The sequence below is a fragment of the Cedecea sp. FDAARGOS_727 genome (genome assembly GCF_012273235.1).
Taxonomy (GTDB): Bacteria; Pseudomonadota; Gammaproteobacteria; order Enterobacterales; family Enterobacteriaceae; genus Cedecea; species Cedecea davisae.
The window spans coordinates 1,333,146-1,355,353 of sequence record NZ_CP050966.1 but is presented as its reverse complement, the minus strand read 5'-3'; the positions used below and the strand labels follow the sequence as shown (position 1 = coordinate 1,355,353).

Annotated in this window: 26 protein-coding genes; 16 read left to right on the top strand and 10 right to left on the bottom strand. The window is 53.6% G+C overall.

Annotated elements, in window-relative coordinates:
• Position 1: 1 nt before the first annotated feature.
• Both ulaR and ulaG read right to left on the bottom strand, forming a co-directional pair.
• Positions 2 to 757: an HTH-type transcriptional regulator UlaR gene (ulaR, locus tag FOC35_RS06510; protein WP_016517627.1), complete on the bottom strand. Its 756-nt coding sequence runs from the start codon at positions 755 to 757 to the stop codon at positions 2 to 4.
• A gap of 99 nt (positions 758 to 856) precedes the next feature.
• Positions 857 to 1,921, bottom strand: coding sequence for an L-ascorbate 6-phosphate lactonase (gene ulaG, locus FOC35_RS06505; RefSeq protein WP_172568480.1), 1,065 nt, complete (start codon positions 1,919 to 1,921; stop codon positions 857 to 859).
• Positions 1,922 to 2,288: 367 nt separating this feature from the next.
• On the opposite strand from ulaG, the gene ulaA reads away from it, so the two are divergent.
• The 6 genes from ulaA to FOC35_RS06475 are packed head-to-tail and all read left to right on the top strand — an operon-like array spanning position 2,289 to position 6,696.
• Positions 2,289 to 3,680 carry a PTS ascorbate transporter subunit IIC gene (gene ulaA, locus FOC35_RS06500; protein ID WP_016517629.1) on the top strand — a complete coding sequence of 464 codons (1,392 nt, stop codon included), beginning with the start codon at positions 2,289 to 2,291 and terminating at the stop codon, positions 3,678 to 3,680.
• A gap of 13 nt (positions 3,681 to 3,693) precedes the next feature.
• Complete coding sequence (gene ulaB, locus FOC35_RS06495) at positions 3,694 to 3,999, top strand: PTS ascorbate transporter subunit IIB (protein WP_039897845.1); 306 nt, start codon at positions 3,694 to 3,696, stop codon at positions 3,997 to 3,999.
• 9 nt (positions 4,000 to 4,008) lie between these two features.
• A complete protein-coding gene (gene ulaC / locus FOC35_RS06490) occupies positions 4,009 to 4,473 on the top strand; it encodes a PTS ascorbate transporter subunit IIA (RefSeq protein WP_016517631.1) in 465 nt (154 codons plus the stop codon).
• Positions 4,474 to 4,483: 10 nt separating this feature from the next.
• The gene (locus FOC35_RS06485; protein WP_172568479.1) at positions 4,484 to 5,140 is read left to right on the top strand and encodes a 3-keto-L-gulonate-6-phosphate decarboxylase UlaD; all 657 of its coding nucleotides are present in this window, start codon (positions 4,484 to 4,486) and stop codon (positions 5,138 to 5,140) included.
• A gap of 10 nt (positions 5,141 to 5,150) precedes the next feature.
• Positions 5,151 to 6,020 carry an L-ribulose-5-phosphate 3-epimerase gene (locus tag FOC35_RS06480; RefSeq protein WP_172568478.1) on the top strand — a complete coding sequence of 290 codons (870 nt, stop codon included), beginning with the start codon at positions 5,151 to 5,153 and terminating at the stop codon, positions 6,018 to 6,020.
• Positions 6,007 to 6,696 (top strand): L-ribulose-5-phosphate 4-epimerase, encoded by a 690-nt coding sequence (locus FOC35_RS06475; protein ID WP_016517634.1) that lies wholly within the window; start codon positions 6,007 to 6,009, stop codon positions 6,694 to 6,696. The genes FOC35_RS06480 and FOC35_RS06475 overlap by 14 nt, the downstream gene beginning before the upstream one ends.
• Positions 6,697 to 6,792: 96 nt before the next feature.
• Here the strand turns inward: FOC35_RS06475 and yjfY are convergent, their stop codons facing one another.
• Positions 6,793 to 7,068, bottom strand: coding sequence for a DUF1471 family protein YjfY (gene yjfY / locus FOC35_RS06470; protein ID WP_016517635.1), 276 nt, complete (start codon positions 7,066 to 7,068; stop codon positions 6,793 to 6,795).
• 348 nt (positions 7,069 to 7,416) lie between these two features.
• On the opposite strand from yjfY, the gene rpsF reads away from it, so the two are divergent.
• From rpsF to rplI, 4 genes are read left to right on the top strand one after another with little or no spacing between them, the layout of a single operon-like run.
• Complete coding sequence (gene rpsF / locus FOC35_RS06465; RefSeq protein WP_016517636.1) at positions 7,417 to 7,812, top strand: 30S ribosomal protein S6; 396 nt, start codon at positions 7,417 to 7,419, stop codon at positions 7,810 to 7,812.
• 5 nt (positions 7,813 to 7,817) lie between these two features.
• Positions 7,818 to 8,135 carry a primosomal replication protein N gene (priB, locus tag FOC35_RS06460; RefSeq protein WP_172568477.1) on the top strand — a complete coding sequence of 106 codons (318 nt, stop codon included), beginning with the start codon at positions 7,818 to 7,820 and terminating at the stop codon, positions 8,133 to 8,135.
• 4 nt (positions 8,136 to 8,139) lie between these two features.
• Complete coding sequence (rpsR, locus tag FOC35_RS06455) at positions 8,140 to 8,367, top strand: 30S ribosomal protein S18 (RefSeq protein ID WP_000135199.1); 228 nt, start codon at positions 8,140 to 8,142, stop codon at positions 8,365 to 8,367.
• Between the two features lie 41 nt (positions 8,368 to 8,408).
• Entirely contained in the window at positions 8,409 to 8,858 is a 450-nt protein-coding gene (gene rplI / locus FOC35_RS06450; protein WP_008460412.1) for a 50S ribosomal protein L9, read from the top strand.
• A 231-nt stretch (positions 8,859 to 9,089) separates the two neighbouring features.
• Here the strand turns inward: rplI and FOC35_RS06445 are convergent, their stop codons facing one another.
• Positions 9,090 to 9,686 carry an OapA family protein gene (locus FOC35_RS06445; protein ID WP_172568476.1) on the bottom strand — a complete coding sequence of 199 codons (597 nt, stop codon included), beginning with the start codon at positions 9,684 to 9,686 and terminating at the stop codon, positions 9,090 to 9,092.
• 217 nt (positions 9,687 to 9,903) lie between these two features.
• Between FOC35_RS06445 and fklB the strand changes: the two genes are divergently transcribed.
• Both fklB and cycA read left to right on the top strand, forming a co-directional pair.
• Complete coding sequence (fklB, locus tag FOC35_RS06440) at positions 9,904 to 10,524, top strand: FKBP-type peptidyl-prolyl cis-trans isomerase (RefSeq protein WP_039897848.1); 621 nt, start codon at positions 9,904 to 9,906, stop codon at positions 10,522 to 10,524.
• Positions 10,525 to 10,802: 278 nt separating this feature from the next.
• A complete protein-coding gene (cycA, locus tag FOC35_RS06435; RefSeq protein WP_016534641.1) occupies positions 10,803 to 12,215 on the top strand; it encodes a D-serine/D-alanine/glycine transporter in 1,413 nt (470 codons plus the stop codon).
• A 72-nt stretch (positions 12,216 to 12,287) separates the two neighbouring features.
• Here the strand turns inward: cycA and ytfE are convergent, their stop codons facing one another.
• Entirely contained in the window at positions 12,288 to 12,950 is a 663-nt protein-coding gene (ytfE, locus tag FOC35_RS06430; protein ID WP_172568475.1) for an iron-sulfur cluster repair protein YtfE, read from the bottom strand.
• Positions 12,951 to 13,194: 244 nt separating this feature from the next.
• Between ytfE and FOC35_RS06425 the strand changes: the two genes are divergently transcribed.
• Complete coding sequence (locus FOC35_RS06425) at positions 13,195 to 14,850, top strand: methyl-accepting chemotaxis protein (RefSeq protein WP_016534643.1); 1,656 nt, start codon at positions 13,195 to 13,197, stop codon at positions 14,848 to 14,850.
• A gap of 71 nt (positions 14,851 to 14,921) precedes the next feature.
• Here the strand turns inward: FOC35_RS06425 and FOC35_RS06420 are convergent, their stop codons facing one another.
• The 3 genes from FOC35_RS06420 to FOC35_RS06410 form a co-directional block, all read right to left on the bottom strand.
• The gene (locus FOC35_RS06420; protein WP_039897851.1) at positions 14,922 to 15,887 is read right to left on the bottom strand and encodes a DMT family transporter; all 966 of its coding nucleotides are present in this window, start codon (positions 15,885 to 15,887) and stop codon (positions 14,922 to 14,924) included.
• Positions 15,888 to 15,967: 80 nt separating this feature from the next.
• On the bottom strand, positions 15,968 to 16,789 hold the full coding sequence (locus tag FOC35_RS06415; protein WP_172568474.1) for an AraC family transcriptional regulator: 822 nt from the start codon (positions 16,787 to 16,789) through the stop codon (positions 15,968 to 15,970).
• Between the two features lie 78 nt (positions 16,790 to 16,867).
• A complete protein-coding gene (locus FOC35_RS06410; RefSeq protein ID WP_172568473.1) occupies positions 16,868 to 17,716 on the bottom strand; it encodes an SDR family oxidoreductase in 849 nt (282 codons plus the stop codon).
• A 92-nt stretch (positions 17,717 to 17,808) separates the two neighbouring features.
• Here FOC35_RS06410 and FOC35_RS06405 point away from each other — a divergent pair, with 92 nt between their 5' ends.
• Entirely contained in the window at positions 17,809 to 18,204 is a 396-nt protein-coding gene (locus FOC35_RS06405; protein ID WP_172568472.1) for a helix-turn-helix domain-containing protein, read from the top strand.
• Positions 18,205 to 18,209: 5 nt separating this feature from the next.
• On the opposite strand, the gene FOC35_RS06400 is transcribed toward FOC35_RS06405, so the two are convergent.
• Complete coding sequence (locus FOC35_RS06400) at positions 18,210 to 20,141, bottom strand: bifunctional 2',3'-cyclic-nucleotide 2'-phosphodiesterase/3'-nucleotidase (RefSeq protein WP_172568471.1); 1,932 nt, start codon at positions 20,139 to 20,141, stop codon at positions 18,210 to 18,212.
• 202 nt (positions 20,142 to 20,343) lie between these two features.
• Between FOC35_RS06400 and cysQ the strand changes: the two genes are divergently transcribed.
• Positions 20,344 to 21,090 carry a 3'(2'),5'-bisphosphate nucleotidase CysQ gene (gene cysQ / locus FOC35_RS06395; protein WP_016534649.1) on the top strand — a complete coding sequence of 249 codons (747 nt, stop codon included), beginning with the start codon at positions 20,344 to 20,346 and terminating at the stop codon, positions 21,088 to 21,090.
• Here cysQ and FOC35_RS06390 read toward each other — a convergent pair.
• Complete coding sequence (locus tag FOC35_RS06390; protein ID WP_039897852.1) at positions 21,080 to 21,637, bottom strand: YtfJ family protein; 558 nt, start codon at positions 21,635 to 21,637, stop codon at positions 21,080 to 21,082. The two genes, cysQ and FOC35_RS06390, sit on opposite strands and share 11 nt — an antisense overlap.
• A gap of 328 nt (positions 21,638 to 21,965) precedes the next feature.
• On the opposite strand from FOC35_RS06390, the gene FOC35_RS06385 reads away from it, so the two are divergent.
• Positions 21,966 to 22,172: a DUF1107 domain-containing protein gene (locus tag FOC35_RS06385; RefSeq protein WP_008460430.1), complete on the top strand. Its 207-nt coding sequence runs from the start codon at positions 21,966 to 21,968 to the stop codon at positions 22,170 to 22,172.
• Positions 22,173 to 22,208 lie beyond the last annotated feature (36 nt).

The following is a 22,208-nucleotide window of genomic DNA, read 5'->3' as shown; positions in this document are numbered from 1 at the left end:
CCTAAACCAGCATCACTTTAACACCGCGATCCTGAAGTTTTTTTACCACTTCAGGATCGGCGTGTTTGCCGGTTATCACTAAATCTATCTGGTCTGCGCGGCTAAAGAGCATACCGGCCCGCTGCCCAACTTTACTGCTGTCCACTAACACGGCCAGTTTCCCGACTACGCTCAACATCTTCTGCTCCGCCATCGCGGTGAGCATATCGGTTTTGTACAGCCCTTCGGCGGTAAGCCCTTTGCCGCTGGTAAACATCCAGTGTCCGGCATACAGAGACGTTTCGCTCTCCTGCGGGCCGAGCGTAATCGAGTGGCTCTTATTGTACTGGCCGCCCATGATGACCACGCTGTCGTGCTCCTGCTCGATAAGATAATTTGCCAGCGGCAAGTAATTAGTGATGATTTGTACCGGTTTGCCGCAAATCTGCTGGCCGAGTAAGAACGCGGTGGAACCGCAGTTAATGACTACGCTTTCGCCGGGGTTCACCAACTGCGAGGCGGCATTGGCGATGCGGCTTTTTTCATCGTGATTCTGCGCCAGATGAATATTCATCGGCGTCCAGCGCGGGCGCTGTTGTGTAATCGCCTCTGCGCCGTTGCGTACTTTCTTCAGTTTGCCGCTCTCATCGAGCTTGTTAATGTCCCTCCTCGCGGTTGCGGGAGAAATACCCAGACGTTCAATCGCCTGTTCAACCGTAATAAATCCGGATTGTTGCAGTAGATCGAGCAAAATCTGGTGGCGCTGTGCTTCCGTCATGCGTAGTTCCGATGAGAGATGATAGAGAAAGATGATATTTGAAAATGTTTGAAATACCTATGGATAAACAAAAAAGCCGGGCCGATGCCCGGCATGACATCACAGGAATGATTTAAACGGCAAATCGGGTTCAAGGGTAAAACAGTCGTCAAACCCGCGCGGGTAGTGGTATTCAAAACTATCTTTATCCTCAGGCCAGGTGAATTTGCCGCCAACCTGCCAGATGAACGGCTTAAAGCCATATTTCAAACGATCTTTTTTCATTTCCCACAGCACGCGGATCTCCTGCGGGTCGGCCTGGAAATTTGACCAGATATCATGATGGAAAGGGATAACGACTTTTGTATTAAGGGATTCGGCCATACGCAGGATATCGGCGCTGGTCATTTTATCCGTAATACCGCGTGGGTTCTCGCCGTAGGAACCTAACGCCACATCAATTTTGTGCTCGTTTCCGTGTTTCGCATAATAGTTAGAGTAGTGGGAGTCTCCGCTGTGGTAGAGCGTTCCCCCGGGGGTTTTAAACAGGTAGTTTACCGCGCGGTTATCCATGCCGTCGGGCAATACTCCCGCCGCCTTTTGCCCGGCCGGTAGCGTAATCAGCGCGGTACGGTCAAAAGCATCGAGCGCGTGGATTTCAGTATCTTTAACTCTTACTACGTCACCCGGCTTCACTACGATGCAGCGTTCGCGCGGGACGCCCCAGCTAATCCAGATATCCACGCAGGTTTGTGGCCCGATAAACGGCACATCTTTGGCGCAGTTTTGCATGACGGCGGCGGCAACGTTCACATCAATATGATCGTTGTGATCGTGCGTAGCCAGCACGGCGTCAATCTCGCGAATTGCGAAAGGATCGAGGACAAAAGGCGTGGTGCGGAGATTCGGCTGGAGCTTCTTAACGCCCGCCATACGCTGCATCTGATGACCCGTTTTCATTAACGGGTTGCCGTGGCTCTGTTTCCCAACTCCGCACCAAAAATCCACACAGATATTTGCCCCACCCTGAGATTTCAACCAGATCCCCGTACAGCCAAGCCACCACATCGCAAAGGTGCCGGGGGCGACCACCTCCTGCTCAATCTCTTCATTAAGCCAGCTTCCCCACTCAGGAAAAGTATTCAGGATCCAGGATTCTCGGGTAATCGAAGCAATTTTACTCATCGGATAACTCCTTTTTTTGTCGCCATTTAATCATTTTATGATTCAATTTGATTTATATTGACAGGAATAATCAGCGTGTAAAAGCATTTTTTTAACCTGGTGACTATGTGTATGGAGCGGATAAGCAGCTTGATTATAAAGGTTAAAATGTTTTTTATTGATTATGATTTTGATTATAAAGAATTATTTTGAGTGCTTATTGAATGAAAATAAGCCCTTTAAGGGGTAGGGTAAATAAAATGCGGGGCATCTCACAAATAATCATTTTTGATCTTCTTGTGATTACTTTTGAAAGATAGAGTGTGGCTGAGTTTTCAATCCGCCTGTTTGTCAGCAAGCAGGGAGCGACCATCCTACGGAGAGCTTTATGGAGATCCTTTATCACGTCTTTACCCTGTTTTTTGATCAGGTAATGACTAACGCCCCGTTGCTGCTGGGGATCGTTACCTGCCTCGGCTACCTGCTGCTGCGCAAAAGCGCCAGCGTGATTATCAAAGGGACGATAAAAACTATTATCGGCTTTATGTTGCTCCAGGCGGGTTCCGGCATCCTGACCGGTACCTTTAAACCGGTAGTGGCAAAAATGTCGGAGGTGTACGGGATTAACGGCGCTATATCAGACACTTATGCGTCTATGATGGCTGCGATTGAAAAAATGGGCGACGCCTACAGCTGGGTGGGGTACGCGGTTCTGCTCGCGCTGGCGCTGAACATTTGCTACGTGCTGCTGCGCCGTATAACCGGCATCCGCACCATCATGCTGACGGGCCATATCATGTTCCAGCAGGCCGGGCTTATTGCCGTCTTTTTCTACATCCTTGGTTATCCGATGTGGACCACGATTATTTGTACCGCAGTGCTGGTGTCACTTTATTGGGGCATCACCTCAAACATGATGTTCAAGCCGACGCAGGAGATAACGGAAAACAGCGGTTTCTCCATCGGCCATCAGCAGCAGTTTGCTTCGTGGATTGCTTACAAAATTGCGCCGAGGCTGGGTAAAAAAGAGGAGAGCGTTGAAGATCTTAAGCTGCCCGGCTGGCTGAATATTTTCCATGACAATATCGTTTCCACCGCCATTGTGATGACGCTTTTCTTCGGCGTAATCCTTTGTTCGTTCGGCCTTGATACCGTTCAGGCCATGGCCGGAAAAACGCACTGGACTCTCTATATCCTGCAAACCGGCTTCCAGTTTGCGGTGGCAATTTTCATCATTGTGCAGGGTGTTCGCATGTTTGTTGCCGAACTCTCTGAAGCTTTCAACGGTATTTCACAACGCTTAATACCCGGCGCGGTATTAGCCATCGACTGCGCAGCCATTTATAGCTTTGCGCCAAACGCCGTGGTGTGGGGCTTCCTTTGGGGCACCGTAGGCCAGCTAATCGCGGTTGGGGTCCTTATCGCCTGCGGCTCATCCATTATGATTATCCCGGGCTTTATTCCAATGTTCTTCTCTAACGCCACCATCGGCGTCTTTGCTAACCATTTCGGCGGCTGGCGCGCAGCGCTCAAGATTTGCCTGGTGATGGGCATGATCGAAATCTTTGGTTGCGTCTGGGCGGTTCATCTCACCGGGCTTAGCGCGTGGATGGGCATGGCCGACTGGTCGATTCTTGCACCGCCGCTGATGCAGGGGCTGACGCTTGGTCTGTGGTTTATGGGCGTCGTTATTGTTATCGCCCTGATTTACATGTTCTTCGCCGGGCGCACTTTGCGAAAGGAAGAGGACATGGCTCTCAGTGAAACTTCAGTTAACTAAAGGGATTGAGATTATGACCGTACGCATTCTTGCCGTTTGTGGCTGTGGGCAGGGCAGCTCCATGATTATGAAAATGAAAGTGGATCAATTTCTTACTCAGCAAGGCATTAACCACACCGTCAACAGCTGTGCCGTGGGTGAATACAAAAGTGAGCTGAGCGGAGCGGACATCATCATTGCTTCGACTCACGTTGCCGGTGAAATCACGGTCACGGGCAATAAGTACGTTATCGGCGTTCGCAACATGCTTTCCGCTGCCGACTTCGGTCCCAAGCTGATGGCGGTGATTGGCGAGCATTTTGCGCAGGACATGATTTAAGGAGGGCATATGAAGCTACGTGATTCCCTGGCTCAAAACCACTCTGTGCGCCTGCAGGCGGAGGCCGCAACCTGGCAGGAGGCGGTCAGGATTGGCGTTGATTTACTGGTGGAAGCAGGCGTTGTCGAGCCACGCTACTACCAGGCCATTCTCGATGGCGTGGCGCAGTTCGGCCCTTATTTTGTTATCGCCCCGGGGCTGGCTATGCCACATGGGCGCCCGGAAGAAGGCGTTAAACGCACCGGTTTTGCGTTGGTGACGCTGAAAACGCCGCTGATGTTTAACCACGAGGACAACGACCCGGTGGACATCCTGATTACGATGGCGGCGGTGGATGCCAATGCTCATCAGGAGGTTGGCATCATGCAAATTGTGAACCTGTTTGAAGATGAAGAAAACTTTGACCGTTTACGCGCCTGCCGCTCAGAGCAAGAGGTGCTTGATTTAATCGACCGTGCAGCGGCGGCTGCATAAGGACCAGTAAATGACTCATTCATTACCTATGTTACAAGTGGCGCTGGACAACCAGACTCTGGCAGATGCTTACCGGACAACGAGCCTGATAGCCGAGGAGGTCGACATTATTGAAGTGGGCACCATTCTTTGCGTGGGGGAGGGCGTGCGTGCGGTTCGTGACCTTAAGGCACTCTATCCGCACAAGATTGTGCTGGCGGATGCCAAAATTGCCGATGCCGGGAAAATCCTCTCGCGCATGTGTTTTGAAGCGAATGCAGATTGGGTAACGGTTATTTGCTGCGCCGATATCAACACCGCCAAAGGCGCGCTCGACGTTGCCGGTGAGTTTAACGGCGATGTGCAAATCGAGCTGACCGGCTTCTGGACGTGGGAGCAGGCTCAGGCGTGGCGTGATGTCGGTATCCAGCAGGTGGTTTATCACCGCAGCCGGGACGCTCAGGCCGCTGGCATTAACTGGAGTGATGAGGATATCAGCGCGATAAAACGCCTTGCGGATATGGGCTTCAAAGTGACGGTAACCGGTGGCCTGGCGCTGGAAGATCTGCCGCTGTTTAAAGGCATTCCCATCCATGTCTTTATTGCCGGGCGCAGCATACGTGATGCGGCAAGCCCGGTCGAAGCCGCCCGCCAGTTTAAGCACACCATTGCCCACCTGTGGGGCTAAAGGGGAGCCTATGTTAGACAAGCGGGTTCCACTTGGTATTTATGAAAAAGCGCTTCCGGCAGGAGAGTGCTGGCGGGAGCGCTTAACTCTTGCCGCCGGGCTTCATTTTGATTTTGTCGAAATGTCGGTGGATGAAACCGATGAGCGTCTGGCAAGGCTGGACTGGAGCAGTGAGCAGCGAATGGCGCTGGTAGAGGCCGTGGCCGAAACGGGCGTGCGCGTGCCGTCGATGTGCCTGAGCGCCCATCGTCGCTATCCGCTGGGGAGCGAAGATGACGAGGTGCGCAATCGGGGGCTGGAGATTATGCGCAAAGCAATAGCGCTGGCGCAGGATGTCGGCATACGCGTTATTCAACTGGCGGGCTACGACGTTTATTACCAGCAGGCAAATAATGAAACCCGCTGCCGTTTCCGGGACGGTTTGCAGCAGGCGGTGGAAATGGCCGCCCGCGCTCAGGTCACGCTGGCAATGGAAATCATGGACTATCCGCTGATGAATTCCATCAGCAAGGCGCTGGGCTATGCCCACTATCTGAATAACCCGTGGTTCCAGCTTTACCCTGATATTGGCAATCTCTCGGCCTGGGATAACGACGTGCAGATGGAGCTGCAGGCGGGCAGCGGGCATATCGTCGCTGTTCACGTAAAAGATACTCTGCCGGGGGTGTTTAAGAATGTGCCGTTTGGCACGGGCGTTGTTGAGTTTGAGCGCTGCTTCAGGACGCTACGGCAAAGCGGCTACCGTGGGCCATATCTGATTGAGATGTGGAGTGAATCGGCCGAAGACCCGGTCGCCGAGGTTAGAGCCGCGCGGGACTGGGTGCTGGCCCGAATGAAAAATGCCGGACTCCCGGTGGAGGTAAAGCATGCGGCAGCTTAAGCAACAGGTATTCGAAGCGAATATGGCTCTCCCGTGTCACGGGCTGGTTACCTTTACCTGGGGAAACGTCAGCGCTATCGACAGGGATCGCCGCTGTATTGTCATTAAGCCAAGCGGCGTAGCGTATGAGCAGATGACGGTGGATGACATGGTGGTTGTTAGCCTGACCGGCGAGCACCTGGAAGGGCGATATCGCCCATCATCGGATACCGCGACACACCTGGCTCTTTATCAACGTTATCCGGAAATCGGTGGTGTGGTTCACACCCACTCAACCCACGCCACGGCCTGGGCTCAGGCGGGGCGAGCGATTCCGGCACTGGGGACAACGCATGCAGATTATTTCTCCGGGGATATTCCCTGCACGCGCCCGTTAACCAGCGCTGAAGTCGCCGAGGAATATGAACTCAATACCGGAAGGGTCATTATTGAAACCATAGGGCAGGTTAATCCTCTGCACACGCCCGGCGTCGTGGTTTATCAGCATGGCCCATTCGCCTGGGGGAAAGATGCGGACGAGGCTCTGCATAATGCTGTGGTGATGGAGGAGGTCGCACGTATGGCCTGGATAACCGGGGGAATCAACCCGCAGCGAGAGGCGATTGATAGTTATCTGATGAATAAGCACTTTCAGCGCAAGCACGGGCCGGGCGCTTATTACGGGCAGCCCAAATAACAGCGCAGCAATAAAAAGCCCCCGCAAGCGGGGGCAAAGTCAAACATGGGTATTATCGATCGTGGTGTTTCTCTGGTGTTTACGCTTACTGCTGGGCTACCGGTAGATATCCGCACTGACGTGCATATTTCCGTTACTGCCGGGTTCTCTCATAATAATAGTGTGATAAAACTTCGCGCCGTGCTGGTCGGCGTCCTGGTTGATGGCGGCTTCAGCTTCCGGAACGGTGGCGAAATTATGGTTGATGTAAATTACGCCCAGGCTCTGAACATCGTCCATATTTCTGGCCTGGCGGCTGTCGATTTTGATGGCAGCCGTCGCGTTTGCACATAACAGCAGCGCTGCGGCAAGGGCAATTGCGATATTTTTCATGATGCGCTCCACTACAACAAGTGTGTAACCAGTGGTCGTCGCTCCTGTTAATGGCTGGTGGCGGCCTGTTATCAATAAGTGTAATCCCTACCGGGTGAATAAAAAGTGACCATTTCTGATGGTCTCTTTCAAAATATTTAGCCTATCCAGCAGTTTGTTTTGTAATTCACACGCTTAGCGAAATCCCCTGCAATGAAGATAATTAATTTGCACGCGCCCTTGAGTTTAGGGGCCCGGGTAAGTATGATTACGCGTCAATTTTTCAGCCGCAATTCAAACACGTTCCTTGCTTCCATGGGCCGCGGCTGACCCTGACAGGAGGCTGAATAATCCGTAAGGAGCAATTCGATGCGTCATTACGAAATCGTTTTTATGGTCCATCCTGACCAGAGCGAACAGGTTCCGGGTATGATCGAACGTTACACTGGTGCAATTACTGCAGCAGAAGGTACGATCCACCGTCTGGAAGACTGGGGCCGCCGTCAGCTGGCTTATCCGATCAACAAACTGCACAAAGCTCACTACGTTCTGCTGAACGTTGAAGCTCCGCAGGAAGCGATCGATGAGCTGGAAACTAACTTCCGCTTCAACGACGCCGTTATCCGCAGCATGGTTATGCGCGTTAAGCACGCGGTTACCGAAGCATCTCCAATGGTTAAAGCGAAAGACGAACGCCGTGAGCGTCGCGATGATTTCGCTAGCGAAACCGCTGACGATGCAGATGCTGGGGATTCTGAAGAGTAATTCTGATGACGGCCAACCGCCTGGCGTTGTCTGGCACCGTGTGCAAGACGCCCCTTCGCAAGGTCAGCCCCTCAGGAATTCCTCACTGCCAGTTCGTGCTTGAGCATCGTTCTGTGCAGCAGGAAGCCGGTTTTAACCGGCAGGCATGGTGCCGAATGCCAGTTATTGTTAGCGGGCACGCGAACCAGGCCATTACTCACAGTATAACGGTCGGTACGCAAATCACGGTTCACGGGTTCATTACTTGTCATCAGATGAAGAATGGACTGAACAAAGTGGTATTGCATGCCGAGCAGATTGAATTGATAGATTCTGGAGACTAGCCATATGGCACGTTATTTCCGTCGTCGCAAGTTCTGCCGTTTCACCGCGGAAGGCGTTCAAGAGATCGACTATAAAGACATCGCTACGCTGAAAAACTACATCACCGAAAGCGGTAAGATTGTCCCAAGCCGTATCACCGGTACCCGTGCAAAATACCAGCGTCAGCTGGCTCGCGCTATCAAACGCGCTCGCTACCTGTCTCTGCTGCCGTACACTGATCGTCATCAGTAATCGGTCACGGTCCATTAATACGACTTTGAGAGGATAAGGTAATGCAAGTTATTCTGCTTGATAAAGTAGCAAACCTGGGTAGCCTGGGTGATCAGGTTAACGTTAAAGCGGGTTATGCTCGTAACTTCCTGGTACCACAGGGTAAAGCTGTTCCTGCTACCAAGAAAAACGTTGAGTTCTTCGAAGCACGCCGTGCAGAACTGGAAGCTAAACTGGCTGACGTTCTGGCTGCAGCTGCAGCTCGCGCTGAGAAAATCAACGCACTGGAAACCGTAACCATCGCGTCTAAAGCTGGCGACGAAGGTAAACTGTTCGGTTCCATCGGTACTCGCGACATCGCTGACGCTGTTACTGCAGCTGGCGTTGCTGTTGCCAAGAGCGAAGTTCGCCTGCCGAACGGCGTTCTGCGCACCACCGGTGAGCACGAAGTGGACTTCCAGGTTCACAGCGAAGTATTCGCTAAACTGACTGTAAACGTTGTAGCTGAATAATTTATTATTCACTGCTCGTAAAAACGCCAGCCTCGTGCTGGCGTTTTGCTTTTCAGGAACGGGTGGCAAAGTTCATCTCGATGCAATGTTTGAATGCGGGCTGAACTAAGAAGATAAAGAATATCTTCTGATTTACCCCAAACACCCGAAAACCACGTTTTTTGGGTGTTTGCCACCAGTCTAAAAACGCCAGCCTCGTGCTGGCGTTTTGCTTTTCTGAGGCCGCAATTTTTACTGCGCGCGGATAAAACTGCCGTTCGGCTGGCGGGTAAACAGCACCTGCTGATCGTTACCGATATCAATCGTTAAGCCCGTCACCACGCCGTTGGCATTCTGGCGTACCTGCACCATCTGGCCGCTTTGCAAATTACTCAGAGGCTTGTTTGCCCCTTCAACCTGGGCCATCGAATACACATCCGCAGGCGGCAGATTATGGTCGCGGAACAGCTGCGCCATGGTCTGGCCCGACTCTACGCGATAGGAGCGCCACTGCTGCTCGATATCATTATTATCGTGCGGCACCGGGGCCTGAGTTTGTTCTTCTATTCTTGCTGGCTCAACGGGCGTAGCGGGAGCGCTGCTATTATTCGAAGGAGGAACCAGTTCGGCCTGCATAGGTGACTGGGACTGAACGGAGAGCTGGGCATCGCGCGTGGCCGGGCGGCTGGCGTCGTCAGCGGTGGGCAGCAGGAAGCCGATAACAATGCATGCTGCGCCAAGAATAATGCCCCGGCGGTGCAGGGGAGGCAACGGATCCATCAGGCGGAAATGCTCAGGTGCATGCCAAATCCGCGTAAGCCATGGTTTAACAGCGAATTGCATCGGCAACCCTCCTCTAAATAATACTTATCCAGTATAGAACGCTAACTGTTTGATGCGCTAAGCAATCCGGGTTTCCATGACGGTAAACCGCAATTCTGCGCCCGCTTAAGCTATTGTTCCCGTTTCGTTTGCATTTGTCACCTTTCCTCCATTTGCATTTTACCCTGCTGTTTGACGCTGTTATGCTGCGGGCTTGCTTTTAAACACCATGAAAGGAAAATCCATGACAACCCCTTCTTTTGACAGCGTCGAAGCGCAAGCAAGTTACGGTATTGGTTTACAGGTAGGTCAGCAACTGAGCGAATCCGGCCTGCAGGGTTTACTGCCAGAAGCGCTGGTCGCTGGCCTGCGCGATGCGCTGGAAGGGAATGCCCCGGCGGTTCCTGTTGACGTTGTTCACCGTGCGCTGCGCGAAGTTCACGAACGTGCTGATGAAGTGCGCCGTGAGCGTCAGAAAGAAATGGCTGTAGAAGGTCAAAAATATCTCGAGCAGAACGCAGAAAAAGAAGGCGTGAGCAGCACCGAGTCCGGCCTGCAGTTCCGCGTTCTGACCCAGGGCACCGGCCCAATCCCGGCGCGTAAAGATCACGTTCGCGTTCACTACACCGGCAAGCTGATCGACGGCACCGTATTCGACAGCTCCGTACAGCGTGGCGAACCTGCTGAATTCCCGGTTAGCGGCGTTATTGCTGGCTGGATTGAAGCGCTGACCCTGATGCCGGTTGGCTCTAAGTGGGAACTGACTATTCCTCACAACCTCGCCTACGGCGAGCGCGGTGCCGGTGCTTCTATCCCGCCGTTCAGCACCCTGGTATTTGAAGTAGAATTGCTGGAAATTCTGTAATCCAGCCTTCAGCCCCGTCTCTGGCGGGGTTTTAAATTGATTAATAATAAATAAGCGTGATTTTATCTTGCATTAACCCTCGTTCCGGGTATTTTTGTGAGCTGTATCCCGCTGTGAATGCGATTTCACACTCAAATTAAACAAAAAATTAACAATAACCTTGTGCTTACTATTTATCCCGCCGATTCTTACCTCGTATCACGCAAACAACATCATTTAAAAACAGTTCACGGGCCAGTAGAGCCTGAAAAAACAGACAGGTACAGGAAAATACAAACATGGTAGATCAGGTCAAAGTTACAGACGAAGCTCAGGCTCCGACTGAGCAGTCGCTACGGCGTAATTTAACAAACCGCCATATTCAGCTTATTGCCATTGGGGGTGCAATTGGCACCGGCTTGTTTATGGGGTCAGGAAAGACCATCAGCCTCGCGGGGCCGTCCATTATTTTCGTCTACATGATAATCGGCTTTATGCTGTTCTTCGTGATGCGGGCGATGGGTGAGCTGTTGCTGTCCAATCTTGAATATAAATCTTTCAGCGACTTTGCCGCCGACCTGCTGGGGCCGTGGGCCGGGTATTTTACCGGCTGGACTTACTGGTTCTGCTGGGTGGTCACCGGTATGGCGGACGTGGTGGCGATAACCGCCTACGCGCAGTTCTGGTTCCCCGGCCTGTCGGACTGGGTCGCGTCCCTGGCCGTGGTGATCGTGCTCCTGAGCCTCAACCTGGCTACGGTCAAAATGTTCGGTGAAATGGAATTCTGGTTTGCGATGATCAAAATCGTCGCCATCGTTGCGCTGATCGTTATCGGCCTGGTGATGGTGCTGACCAGCTTCCATTCTCCGTCGGGGGTTGAGGCCTCTTTTAACAACCTGTGGAACGACGGTGGCTGGTTCCCGAAAGGGCTGAGCGGCTTCTTTGCCGGCTTCCAGATAGCGGTGTTTGCTTTTGTGGGCATTGAGCTGGTGGGCACAACCGCCGCTGAGACAAAAGACCCTGAGAAATCCCTGCCGCGCGCGATCAACTCAATTCCTCTGCGCATCATTATGTTCTACGTGTTCTCGCTGATTATCATCATGTCGGTGACGCCGTGGAGCTCTGTCGTGCCGGATAAGAGCCCGTTCGTTGAGCTGTTTGTGCTGGTCGGCCTGCCTGCGGCGGCGAGCATCATTAACTTCGTGGTGCTGACTTCTGCCGCTTCGTCTGCCAATAGCGGCGTATTCTCCACCAGCCGCATGCTGTTTGGCCTGGCGCAGGACGGCATGGCGCCGAAAGCATTCGCTAAGCTTTCCAAACGTGCAGTCCCGGCTAAAGGGCTAACGTTCTCCTGTATCTGCCTGCTTGGCGGCGTGGTGATGCTTTACGTAAACCCGAACGTTATCGCCGCATTTACCATGATAACGACCGTGTCTGCGATTCTGTTTATGTTTGTCTGGACCATCATTCTTTGCTCGTACCTGGTGTACCGCAAGCAGCGTCCTCAACTGCATGAAAAATCCATCTACAAGATGCCGCTTGGCAAACTGATGTGCTGGGTTTGTATGGCCTTCTTTGTGTTTGTAATTGTGCTGCTGACGCTTGAAGACGATACCCGCCAGGCGCTGATCGTTACGCCGCTGTGGTTCATTGTACTGGGTGCTGGCTGGCTGCTCATCGGCAAGAAACGCCTGACGAACATCGGCAAATAGCCGGGTTGGAATAGGCAGTAAAAATACCCTCTCCCTTCCCGGGAGAGGGTTTGAGTGACGGGGAGAGCTTGTTTATTCCCCGCCTAACGCCCGCGGAAACAGGACGTTATTCTCCAGACTGATGTGGTTCATCAGGTCGTCAATCAGTTCGTTAATCCCGTTATACATCGCTTTCCACGTCGTGCAGGCTTCCGGCGGCGGCGTCACGTTATTGGTGGTGTGCTTGATAACTTCCAGCAGCTCACCGGCTTCATCATGCTCGCTCTCCATCACGCTAATAGGCCCACCGGCCTGCGCGCCCATGCCCTGTTTAATCATCGGGAACAGGATCTGCTCTTCTTTCATCATGTGGCTGCTAAGTTCCTGGTGCAGCATGGTCAGGTATTTTGCTAACCCTTTTGGTACGTTTGGCTTATCGGCATGCACGCGTTCAACTTTGGTGGCCTGCAAAATCAGTTCCGGCAGCTGTTCGCGGTGGCGGTCGTGGAAGCGAACAATAATGTGGTCGATGATTTCCGCCAGCGGGGCGCTGCGCCAGTCTTTCTCCACCGGCTCGTCGGCCAGGGCGGCAAGCTGGGCTTCAATCTCTTCCAGATTTAACTCTTTACGACCGGCGGCCCGCAGCAGCGTTTGTTTGCCGCCACAGCAAAAATCCAGGTCCAGTTTACGGAACAGCGCGGAGGCGCGTGGAATCGTTAACGCCAGTTCGCCTAAAGGTTGATCGCGGTACGCCATAGCAAGATCCTCATAGTGAATTATAAGGTGCATTTTAAATGCATCTTTATCCCGGCACTATAACCCTTTCGGGGCACTGATTACAGTGAGACTTGCATCACAAAAAAAGTTTTCGCTTTAACATACTGAATGCTTACAAAAAATCCCCATAAATGGTGGTTCGTATTGCACAGCGGCATAAATAACCAGGGCAAGCTGCCGATAGTTAGACGTCGGACAATACCTGTATAAGAAAAGGCAATACATGTTTAAACGAATGAAAGTCATCACCTTGCTAATTACCGTTCTGATTGCGCTGGGCTTAATGCAGCTCCTCTCGGCCACGGTTTTCATCAATGCCCTCAATAACGATAAAAATAACTTCACCGTTTCCCAGCTTTCCAGCCAAAACGTGGCGGAATTTACCGATGCGTGGATAGCCCTGAACCAGGCTCGCGTAACGCTGAACCGCGGGATGCTGCGCATTCAGAGCAGCCTGGCTAACCAGATTAACGGCGGTCAGCTTCAGGAGCTGGTTACCACAACCAACACTCTGTTAGCCGAAGCCCAGAACCACTATGAAAAATATCAGGCTCTGCCCGATACGCCGGGCCTGCGCCCGCATCTGAGCGAAGAGCTGGAAGAGCAATATCGCAACTACTCTTCCACGCTGGCAAAAATGAACACCTTCCTGGGTCAAAGCAATCTGGAGCAGATGTTCAAACAGAATGCGGAGCAGAAGCAGGTCGCTATGCAGAAGGTTTACCGTGAATGGCGAGCCGAGCAATCTGAACTTTCGAGCGAGGGAGTTCGTGATAATCAGAACGACTATCAGCGCATTCTGTGGATCCTCAGCGCCGTAATGCTGTGCGTGATTTTTGTGATTGTGATGAGCTGGGTAGCGATGCGCCGCGTTCTGCTGCTGCCACTGAATGAGGTTATGGGTCATATCCGCGCTATTGCCGCAGGTGACCTTACTCAGTCCATTGACGTTCAGGGTAAAAACGAAATGGCCCTGCTGGCAAACAGCGTAGACGAGATGCAAAAATCGCTGGCCAATACCGTGGGCGTGGTGCGTGACGGTGCCGACACCATTTACACCGGCGCGGGTGAAATCTCTGCTGGCAGCAACGATCTTTCTTCTCGTACCGAGCAGCAGGCTGCTTCTCTTGAAGAGACCGCGGCCAGCATGGAACAGTTGACGGCAACGGTGAAACAGAACGCCGACAACGCTCGTCAGGCTTCCCGCCTGGCTCTGGATGCATCAACTACCGCGAAAAAGGGCGGCAGCGTGGTTGAGGGCGTCGTGCGGACAATGGACGAAATCGCGACCAGCTCCAGCAAGATCGCTCAAATTACCAACGTTATCGACGGTATTGCCTTCCAGACCAATATTCTGGCGCTTAACGCGGCGGTAGAAGCCGCTCGCGCCGGTGAGCAGGGGCGTGGTTTTGCCGTAGTTGCCGGGGAAGTTCGCACTCTGGCCCAGCGCAGCGCCCAGGCTGCCAAAGAAATTAAAGCGCTGATTGATGATTCCGGCGAGCGCGTGAATGCAGGATCTGAGTTGGTGAACGAGGCCGGAAAAACCATGGCTGAGATTGTCGGGGCGGTCACTCGCGTAACCGATATTATGGGTGAAATCGCCTCTGCCTCAGATGAGCAAAGCCGAGGTATCGACCAGGTAGGCCAGGCCGTTGCCGAGATGGACCGCGTGACTCAGCAGAATGCTTCTTTGGTGGAAGAGTCTGCCGCAGCGGCTGCGGCGCTTGAAGAGCAGGCTTCGCGCCTTAATGAGGCGGTTGCGGTGTTTAAAGTTAGCCGTCGCCAACCGGCTCAGGTAAAAGCGGCTTCGGTAAAAACGCCGCTGCTGAAGGCAAAGCAGGCGCTTCCGGTATCCGATGCGAACTGGGAAACCTTCTAAAGAAGTCCCGCCAGCCAGTTACCTGGCGGGAGAGTTTTGACTTCTGGCCGGGCGCAATAAGCCCGGCTTTTTTACACCCCGGAAACCTGCACCACGGTCGGTTTTTCCGGCTTTGAGCGCACGGCGAGCACCACGCCAATGGCAAGGCTGAGTACGCCGCACAGCGTTAACAGCGGCGGCCAACTGTGGCGAATCATAAAGGTGTACGCAAGGCCTGCTAAGGTTTCAAAAACAATCAGCGGGCCGACAATCACCGTCGGCAGGCGCTGGCAGGCAATATTCCAGCACAGATTTCCCAGCCACGAGCAGAGTACGGCGATTGCCAGCATCAGAGGAATAAACACCTCAGGGCGCGGGCCAAACGGCAGGGCGAAACTGGCCTCGCTACTGCTCATCCACCAGCACACCGCCACATAACCGATAAGCGAGAAGGGTAGAGTCGAAAGCCCCTGTACGGTTGCCCACATCATCGGATTTTTGTCCGGGTTTTCACGCAGCCAGCGGGCGTTTCGCAGCGCATACCACGCCCAGCAGGCCACCGAAATAAAGGCCAGCAGAATACCGCTGGCGTAGCGCCACCAGCTAAAGTCGGCCTGTTTTCCACTGAGTTCGGCGGTGTTAACCATTATCAGCCCGGCGGCAATAATCACCAGCGCGGGAGCAAGCCGCCGCCACGGAAGTTTACCGTCGCGTTTGCTGTACAGCAGGTTAGCGAAAATCGGGATAACCACCGGCAGCGTGCCGATAATCATGGTTGCGATAGGCGCGCCGGTACGCTGGATGGCGCTAGCCAGGCAGACGTAATAAATCAGGTTACCGACGCTGGAAAGCTTCAGGGCGGTAAACCAGTCCTGGCGGCTCAGCTCAAGCAAACGCCTGCGCCCCAGCCAGGCAATCGGGATGGCAATCAGGCCCAACGCCAGGTAGCGCCCGGTGGATTGCAGGGCCGCCGGGTAGTCCGGTACGATAATTGGCCCGACAAAGATTAATCCCCACATCAGCCCCGCCAGCAAAGCATACAGCACACCACTCAACATCTTCTTTTCCTGCAAAGTCACAATTTGAGGCAAGTGTAGGGGGGCAGAAGAGAGGCGTATTGTACCAGCTTGCTGTCCTGCTAACGGGAGACCTGCTTTTGGTAGCGCACGGGCGTGATGCCGTAGCGCCGGGCAAACGCGCGCGTGAGGTGAGCCTGGTCCGTCAGGCCGCTGGCGGCGGCAACCTCGGCGGCGGGCATTCCGGCGGTGAGAAACTGCTTGGCGTGCCACAGGCGAATTGCCATCAGCATCTGGTGGGGCGTAACGTGGTAATGGGCCTTAAACTGACGCTGGAAATGGTACGGGCTGAGTGACACCAGCGCCGCTAAATCATCAAGCGTGATGGTGTGCATATAGTTGTCATAAAGGTATTCGCGTACCAGCGTGAAGCGATTTTCTCCCTCCCGAAGCCCCGGAAGATGGCGGGCGTAGGGGCGAAAAGCTTCGACCAGATTCAGCAATAAACCCTGCTGAGTCAGCGTATCTTCGGCCTGCCAGAGGCCGCCAATAAACTGTGAAACCTGGCGAGCGCGGGCGGGATCATGGTTCACTGCCGCGTTAAACCACCAGCTCCGCTCCCCGGTTACCGACTCCAGCAGATCCGGGTCCAGATAAATCATGCGGTACTGCCAGCCGTCTTCGCTGGCGGCTTCGCCGGTATGCAGCTCGTCCGGGTTCATCAGAACCAGCGAATCGGTTGGCGCAACCAGCTGTTCCCCGCGGTAACGAAAGCGCTCCGCTCCCCAGGTGATTGCTCCGATGCCGAAGGCTTCATGGGTATGCGGCTCGAAGGCGTACTTCGCAATATGGGCGTGATAAAGCTCAACGCCCGGCAGCTGCGGCAAATGCCGGAACTGGGCGCTGTCTCTCTCATCGCTAAACTGCTCGGGTACACCCTGCACGCTTTCTCTCCACGCTGAATCTCCCGTTATTATAGAGATGCCAGCGTGGAGGGCTAGTTATTAACCAGGTTTTAACAATTACAGCGCGGTTTTTACGCTGTCGCTGAGGGACGTGGTCGGGCGGCCAATCAGCTTACTGAGCTGGTGCCCGTCGTCGAACAGGCCGCCTTTTTCTGCTCCGCTATCGGAATTTGCCAGCAGGTCAGCAAAGCCTTCCGGCAGGCCAGCGCCCTGAAGTGCGGCTTTAAAGTCGGCTTCGCTCAGGTTCTGATAAACCACCGGTTTGCCGCTTTGCTTGCTGACTTCCGCCACCAGCTCTGCAAGCGTCCAGGCCTGGTCACCGGCCAGCTCGTAAACTTTGCCTGCCTGGTTATCCAGCGTCAGCACTTTTGCCGCAGCGGCTGCGTAATCAGCGCGGGTGGCGGAGGCGATTTTGCCTTCTCCGGCGCTGCCGATAAACACGCCGTGCTGAACCGCAGGCGGCACGCTGGCAAGATAGTTTTCGGTGTACCAGCCGTTACGCAGCAGCACAAACGGTAAGCCAGATGCCTGAAGCAGTTGCTCGGTGGCTACATGTTCATCCGCCAGCGCCAGAGGCGAGCGGTCGGCATGCAGCAGGCTGGTGTAGGCGATAAGTTTTACGCTCGCCTGTTTCGCGGCCTCGATAATATTTTTGTGCTGAACGGTACGCTGACCGACTTCGCTGGAGGAGATCAGCAGCACTTTTTCTACCCCGGAAAACGCTTTTGCCAGGGCAGAAACATCGCCGTAGTCCCCCGCCCGCACCTGCACGCCGCGGCTGGCAAAATCTTCAACTTTTGCCGGGTTTCTTACTACGGTAACGACCTCTGCGGCATCAACGGTTTTCAGTAAATCTTCAACCACAAGGCGGCCCAGCTGGCCGGAAGCTCCGGTAATCGCAATCATGATGAATCTCCTGAGTGATGTTTCATACGAGTTGTGTCACACTAGCACCTTAGCTAACTTTTAGTAAGTACGCACAAAAAGGTAAGTATCAAATGAGTGAAACCACCGAAGCATCTCCTTCTTTGGGCGAACAGCTGCGCAGCGGAAATCTGTTCTGCGACAAATGCCCGTCGCGCGATGTTCTGAAGCACGTAACCAGCCGCTGGGGCGTACTTATCCTGATGGCTTTGCAGGACGGCACTCATCGCTTCAGCGATTTAAGACGCAAGATGGGCGGCGTAAGCGAAAAAATGCTGGCACAAACGCTGCAATGGCTCGAGGCCGACGGATTTGTCGACAGGAAATCTTATCCGGTAGTGCCGCCGCATGTGGAATACACCCTGACGCCAATGGGGCATGAAATATCCGGCAAGGTCGCCGCGCTGGCGGACTGGATTGAGGGGAATCTGCCGCAGGTGATGGCGTCCCGCGAGAAACGGGACGCCTGAGAGCCTTACTTAGTTAAATCAAGCTGATAAACGGCGAACCCGATATCGTCGTTGCCGACGTTTTTCATCGGATACTGCGCTTTTTCTTTGATAAACGCGGCGGCTTTTTCGGTTGGCGACGTTTCGAAGCGGATATCCAGCGGCTGCTTGCTGGCAATTTTCGCCAGGCGCCAGTTATTGTCCGCTGCCGGGTGAATTTCGCCCTGAGCGCTAATCCAGCTGGCAAGCACCGAGCGGTTCTCGTCCGGGGAAGCAAACGCGATATGGCTGTCGCCGGTTCCGGCAAACTTGCCGCCGTAGGCTCGGTAGTTATTGGTTGCCACCAGGAATACGGCGTTCGGATCGATTGGCTTGCCTTTGAAGGTCAGCTGTTTGATACGCTCGGCTTGCGGGTTAACCATCTGGCATTCGCCGTCGTAGCGAGCCGGCTGGGAAACATCAACCTGATAATTTACGCCGTCAATAACGTCGAAGTTATAGGTGCGGAACCCGTCCCAGTTGATAAGCTCCTGCGGTTTAGTGCTGTTCACGTCAATCTGGTTGAACTGCCCGGCGGAGCATTCCAGCCACTCTTTCACTTCTTTCCCCGTCGCCTTCACAACAACCAGGGTATTCGGATAAAGGTAGAGATCGGCGGCGTTGCGGAAGGTCAGCTGGCCTTTTTCCACTTCAACAAAGCTTGCCGGATCGTTTTTACGGCCACCGACTTTGAAAGGCGCGGCGGCGGAGAGTACCGGCAGGTTAGCCAGATCCGGGTCGCCCTGAATGTATTTTTCAACATAGGCACGCTGCGCGTTATTCACCACCTGCACGGTTGGGTCGTCCTGCACCAGCGCGAGGTAGCTATACATGTTGTCCGATGATTTGCCGACAGGCTTGCTGACAAATTCGCGGGTGGCGTCGTGATCGTGTTCCAGCACTTTCACCAGCTTCGCGTCTTCAGGCGCCAGTGATTTTTTTGCAACGGTATCGTAAATCGGGCGTGCTTCGGCTTTGCTGCCGGTGACTTTCCAGCTACCGGAGTCGTTGTTCAGCACTAGATCCACCACGCCTAGATGGTCGCCCCACATGCCCGGCATTACCGCCGGGACGCCGTTCAGGGTGCCTTTCTCAATATCGGCCCCTTTAATACTGGCAAAATCCTTGCCCGGAAAAACGGCATGGGCATGACCGAACATAATCGCATCCACGCCCGGGACTTCGCTGAGGTAGTAAACGGAGTTTTCCGCCATCGCCTGGTAAGGCTCGCTGGAAAGGCCCGAGTGCGCGATGACCACCACCACATCCGCACCCTGCTTGCGCATTTCAGGCACGTACTTGCGGGCGGTTTCGGTGATGTCGTTCACCGTCACTTTACCGCTGAGGTTTGCTTTATCCCAGGTCATTATCTGTGGCGGAACGAAGCCGATATAACCGATGCGTAAAGTCTGAGATTTGCCGTCTTTATCTTTAACCTCAGTCTCTTTAATCAGATAAGGCGTAAACAGCGGCTTATTGGTTTTGGCATCAATAATATTGGCGTTAACGTACGGGAACTTCGCGCCAGCGAGGGCTTTATGCAGGAAGTCGAGGCCGTAGTTGAATTCGTGATTGCCAAGGTTGCCCACGGTATAGTCCAGCGTATTCAGCGCTTTATAGACCGGGTGGATTTCTCCCGCCTTGAGGCCTTTTGCCGCCGCGTAATCGCCCAGCGGGCTGCCCTGAATAATGTCGCCATTATCCACCAGCACGCTGTTGGTGACTTCACCGCGGGCGGCATTGATTAAACTTGCGGTGCGTACCAGCCCGAACTTCTCAGTAGGCGTATCTTTGTAGTAATCGAAGTCCATCATATTACTGTGCAGATCGGTTGTTTCCATGATCCGCAGATCGACGGTTGCCGCATTGACGCTGGCCGCTATCAGCATGGCCAGAAGCGTTGCGCTAAACTTAATCATGTTCAATGTCCTTTTTAGAGGTACGCCACAAAGGGCAATGTATATACATACTGTTGCTTACAATTTTGTGAAGTCTGCCAGAAATTTTCGGCACTAAACCAGAAATGCTTCACAGATAGCGCATCGCGGTGCAATGAGATATAAGTAAAACAATAAGTTATTCGCTCGGTGCAGCGCGCAGCGACACAACACGAGGTGGAGAATGTTAGAACAAATTTGCCAACTGGCGCGGGAAGCGGGCGTCGCCATCATGCAGGTCTATGAAGGTGAAAAGCCGCTTGAAGCAACCCACAAGTCAGACGACTCGCCGGTGACGGCGGCAGATCTAGCCGCACACGCAATTATTCTCGAAGGCTTACGGACGTTAACGCCGGACATACCGGTGCTGTCGGAAGAAGATCCCCAGTCGTGGGAAACTCGTCAAAACTGGCAGCGCTACTGGCTGGTTGACCCGCTGGACGGCACGAAAGAGTTCCTCAAGCGCAATGGCGAGTTCACCGTTAACATCGCGCTTATCGAGCAGGGTAAAGCGGTGATGGGCGTGGTCTATGCCCCGGTGCTGAAAATCATGTACAGCGCAGCGGAAGGGAAGGCGTGGAAGGAAGAGTGCGGCGTGCGTAACCAAATTCACGTTCGGGATGCCCGCCCGCCGCGCGTAGTTGTGAGCCGCTCTCATGCCGCCAGCGACGACGAACTGAAAGAATATTTGCAGCAGATGGGAGAGCACCAGACCACGGCTATTGGTTCATCGCTCAAGTTTTGCCTGGTGGCCGATGGCCAGGCGCAGCTTTACCCGCGCTTTGGGCCAACCAATATCTGGGATACCGCAGCGGGGCATGCCGTGGCGGTGGCCGCCGGGGCGCATGTGCACGACTGGCAGGGTAAAACGCTTGATTACACCCCTCGCGAGTCATTCCTTAACCCCGGCTTCCGGGTTTCTATTTACTGAGTAGCCCCTGTAGCAGGCTAATCACCTGCTGCACTTCCTGCTGGGTTAGCGGGCCGTCTTTGGCGAACTGAATACGGCCTTCTTTATCCAGCACCACGATTGCCGATCCACCCTGCTCAAGTTTCCAGGCTTTGGCCGCCACGCCGTTGCCGTCGACAACAAACTGCGACCACGGAAACTCCTTCTTATTACTCTCTATACTGCTGCGAACGAACATCGAGGTGCCGACTATAGCGTCATCGGTATTTACGATGGTGGTTGTCTGGTATTTGTCGTGCGGGAATTTCGCCGCTTTGATGGCTTCGACAACCGCAGCATTTTCCTCTTTAGCGCTGGAGCGGCCGGCAATATGCTGGAGCACCCGCACTTTTCCCGGCAGCTGCGCGCTATTCCAGTTTTTGTAGCTAAACTTACCGTTATCGAGCACTAACTCTCCCTTATCGGTTATCCCAATCGGTGAGACTCGCTGGTTATTCTCGAAGTTGTGCGCCGAGGCCATAAGCGGCAGCAGCAGAAGGGACAGCGCCAGAGTTCCGCGCAGGGTCATAGTGAGCTCCTTATTGTTGTTGGCAGGTGATCCGACCACTTGAGTCGACGTTTTAAGCATATGTGCTGAATAACCATCTGTCCCGCAATGACAATGCCAGTTTGCGGGGCGGCGCACATATCCCTGAATTTTGAAGGCTTACGCTATTATTTTTTTACAAATTAAAAGATTGTTCTGAAAGTTTGTAATCTTTTAGTAAAAAAACTGCTACATACTAGGTCCCCTCGGATATCTGGACTATAGTTTTTGAGCACCAAAATTTTTCGCCTCATTTTGTTGAGCCAAATGTGGCTCGCAGGGGCGTAAACACTGCAGGAGTGAAACAACAATGAAAATTTTCCAACGTTACAACCCCCTTCAGGTGGCGAAGTACGTGAAGATCCTGTTCCGTGGACGGTTGTATATCAAGGACGTTGGCGCTTTCGAATTTGATAAGGGCAAAATCCTTGTCCCGAAGGTTAAAGACAAGCAGCACTACTCGGTGATGTCCGAGGTTAACCGCCAGGTCATGCGTTTGCAGGCGGACATGGGCTAGGCCCAAAGGTTGTAAAAAAAAACGGCCCTCGCAAGG

Bases quoted from the DNA above. Each gene is read 5' to 3' on its own strand.
- rpsF (WP_016517636.1), top strand. From the start codon at position 7,417: ATGCGTCATTACGAAATCGTTTTTATGGTCCATCCTGACCAGAGCGAA.
- ulaR (WP_016517627.1), bottom strand. From the start codon at position 757: ATGACGGAAGCACAGCGCCACCAGATTTTGCTCGATCTACTGCAACAA.
- fklB (WP_039897848.1), top strand. From the start codon at position 9,904: ATGACAACCCCTTCTTTTGACAGCGTCGAAGCGCAAGCAAGTTACGGT.
- cysQ (WP_016534649.1), top strand. From the start codon at position 20,344: ATGTTAGAACAAATTTGCCAACTGGCGCGGGAAGCGGGCGTCGCCATC.
- ulaB (WP_039897845.1), top strand. From the start codon at position 3,694: ATGACCGTACGCATTCTTGCCGTTTGTGGCTGTGGGCAGGGCAGCTCC.
- ytfE (WP_172568475.1), bottom strand. From the start codon at position 12,950: ATGGCGTACCGCGATCAACCTTTAGGCGAACTGGCGTTAACGATTCCA.
- ulaG (WP_172568480.1), bottom strand. From the start codon at position 1,921: ATGAGTAAAATTGCTTCGATTACCCGAGAATCCTGGATCCTGAATACT.
- yjfY (WP_016517635.1), bottom strand. From the start codon at position 7,068: ATGAAAAATATCGCAATTGCCCTTGCCGCAGCGCTGCTGTTATGTGCA.
- ulaA (WP_016517629.1), top strand. From the start codon at position 2,289: ATGGAGATCCTTTATCACGTCTTTACCCTGTTTTTTGATCAGGTAATG.
- FOC35_RS06480 (WP_172568478.1), top strand. From the start codon at position 5,151: ATGTTAGACAAGCGGGTTCCACTTGGTATTTATGAAAAAGCGCTTCCG.
- FOC35_RS06410 (WP_172568473.1), bottom strand. From the start codon at position 17,716: ATGATTGCGATTACCGGAGCTTCCGGCCAGCTGGGCCGCCTTGTGGTT.
- ulaC (WP_016517631.1), top strand. From the start codon at position 4,009: ATGAAGCTACGTGATTCCCTGGCTCAAAACCACTCTGTGCGCCTGCAG.
- rplI (WP_008460412.1), top strand. From the start codon at position 8,409: ATGCAAGTTATTCTGCTTGATAAAGTAGCAAACCTGGGTAGCCTGGGT.
- FOC35_RS06390 (WP_039897852.1), bottom strand. From the start codon at position 21,637: ATGACCCTGCGCGGAACTCTGGCGCTGTCCCTTCTGCTGCTGCCGCTT.
- FOC35_RS06485 (WP_172568479.1), top strand. From the start codon at position 4,484: ATGACTCATTCATTACCTATGTTACAAGTGGCGCTGGACAACCAGACT.
- cycA (WP_016534641.1), top strand. From the start codon at position 10,803: ATGGTAGATCAGGTCAAAGTTACAGACGAAGCTCAGGCTCCGACTGAG.
- priB (WP_172568477.1), top strand. From the start codon at position 7,818: ATGACGGCCAACCGCCTGGCGTTGTCTGGCACCGTGTGCAAGACGCCC.
- rpsR (WP_000135199.1), top strand. From the start codon at position 8,140: ATGGCACGTTATTTCCGTCGTCGCAAGTTCTGCCGTTTCACCGCGGAA.
- FOC35_RS06405 (WP_172568472.1), top strand. From the start codon at position 17,809: ATGAGTGAAACCACCGAAGCATCTCCTTCTTTGGGCGAACAGCTGCGC.
- FOC35_RS06420 (WP_039897851.1), bottom strand. From the start codon at position 15,887: ATGTTGAGTGGTGTGCTGTATGCTTTGCTGGCGGGGCTGATGTGGGGA.
- FOC35_RS06475 (WP_016517634.1), top strand. From the start codon at position 6,007: ATGCGGCAGCTTAAGCAACAGGTATTCGAAGCGAATATGGCTCTCCCG.
- FOC35_RS06400 (WP_172568471.1), bottom strand. From the start codon at position 20,141: ATGATTAAGTTTAGCGCAACGCTTCTGGCCATGCTGATAGCGGCCAGC.
- FOC35_RS06385 (WP_008460430.1), top strand. From the start codon at position 21,966: ATGAAAATTTTCCAACGTTACAACCCCCTTCAGGTGGCGAAGTACGTG.
- FOC35_RS06425 (WP_016534643.1), top strand. From the start codon at position 13,195: ATGTTTAAACGAATGAAAGTCATCACCTTGCTAATTACCGTTCTGATT.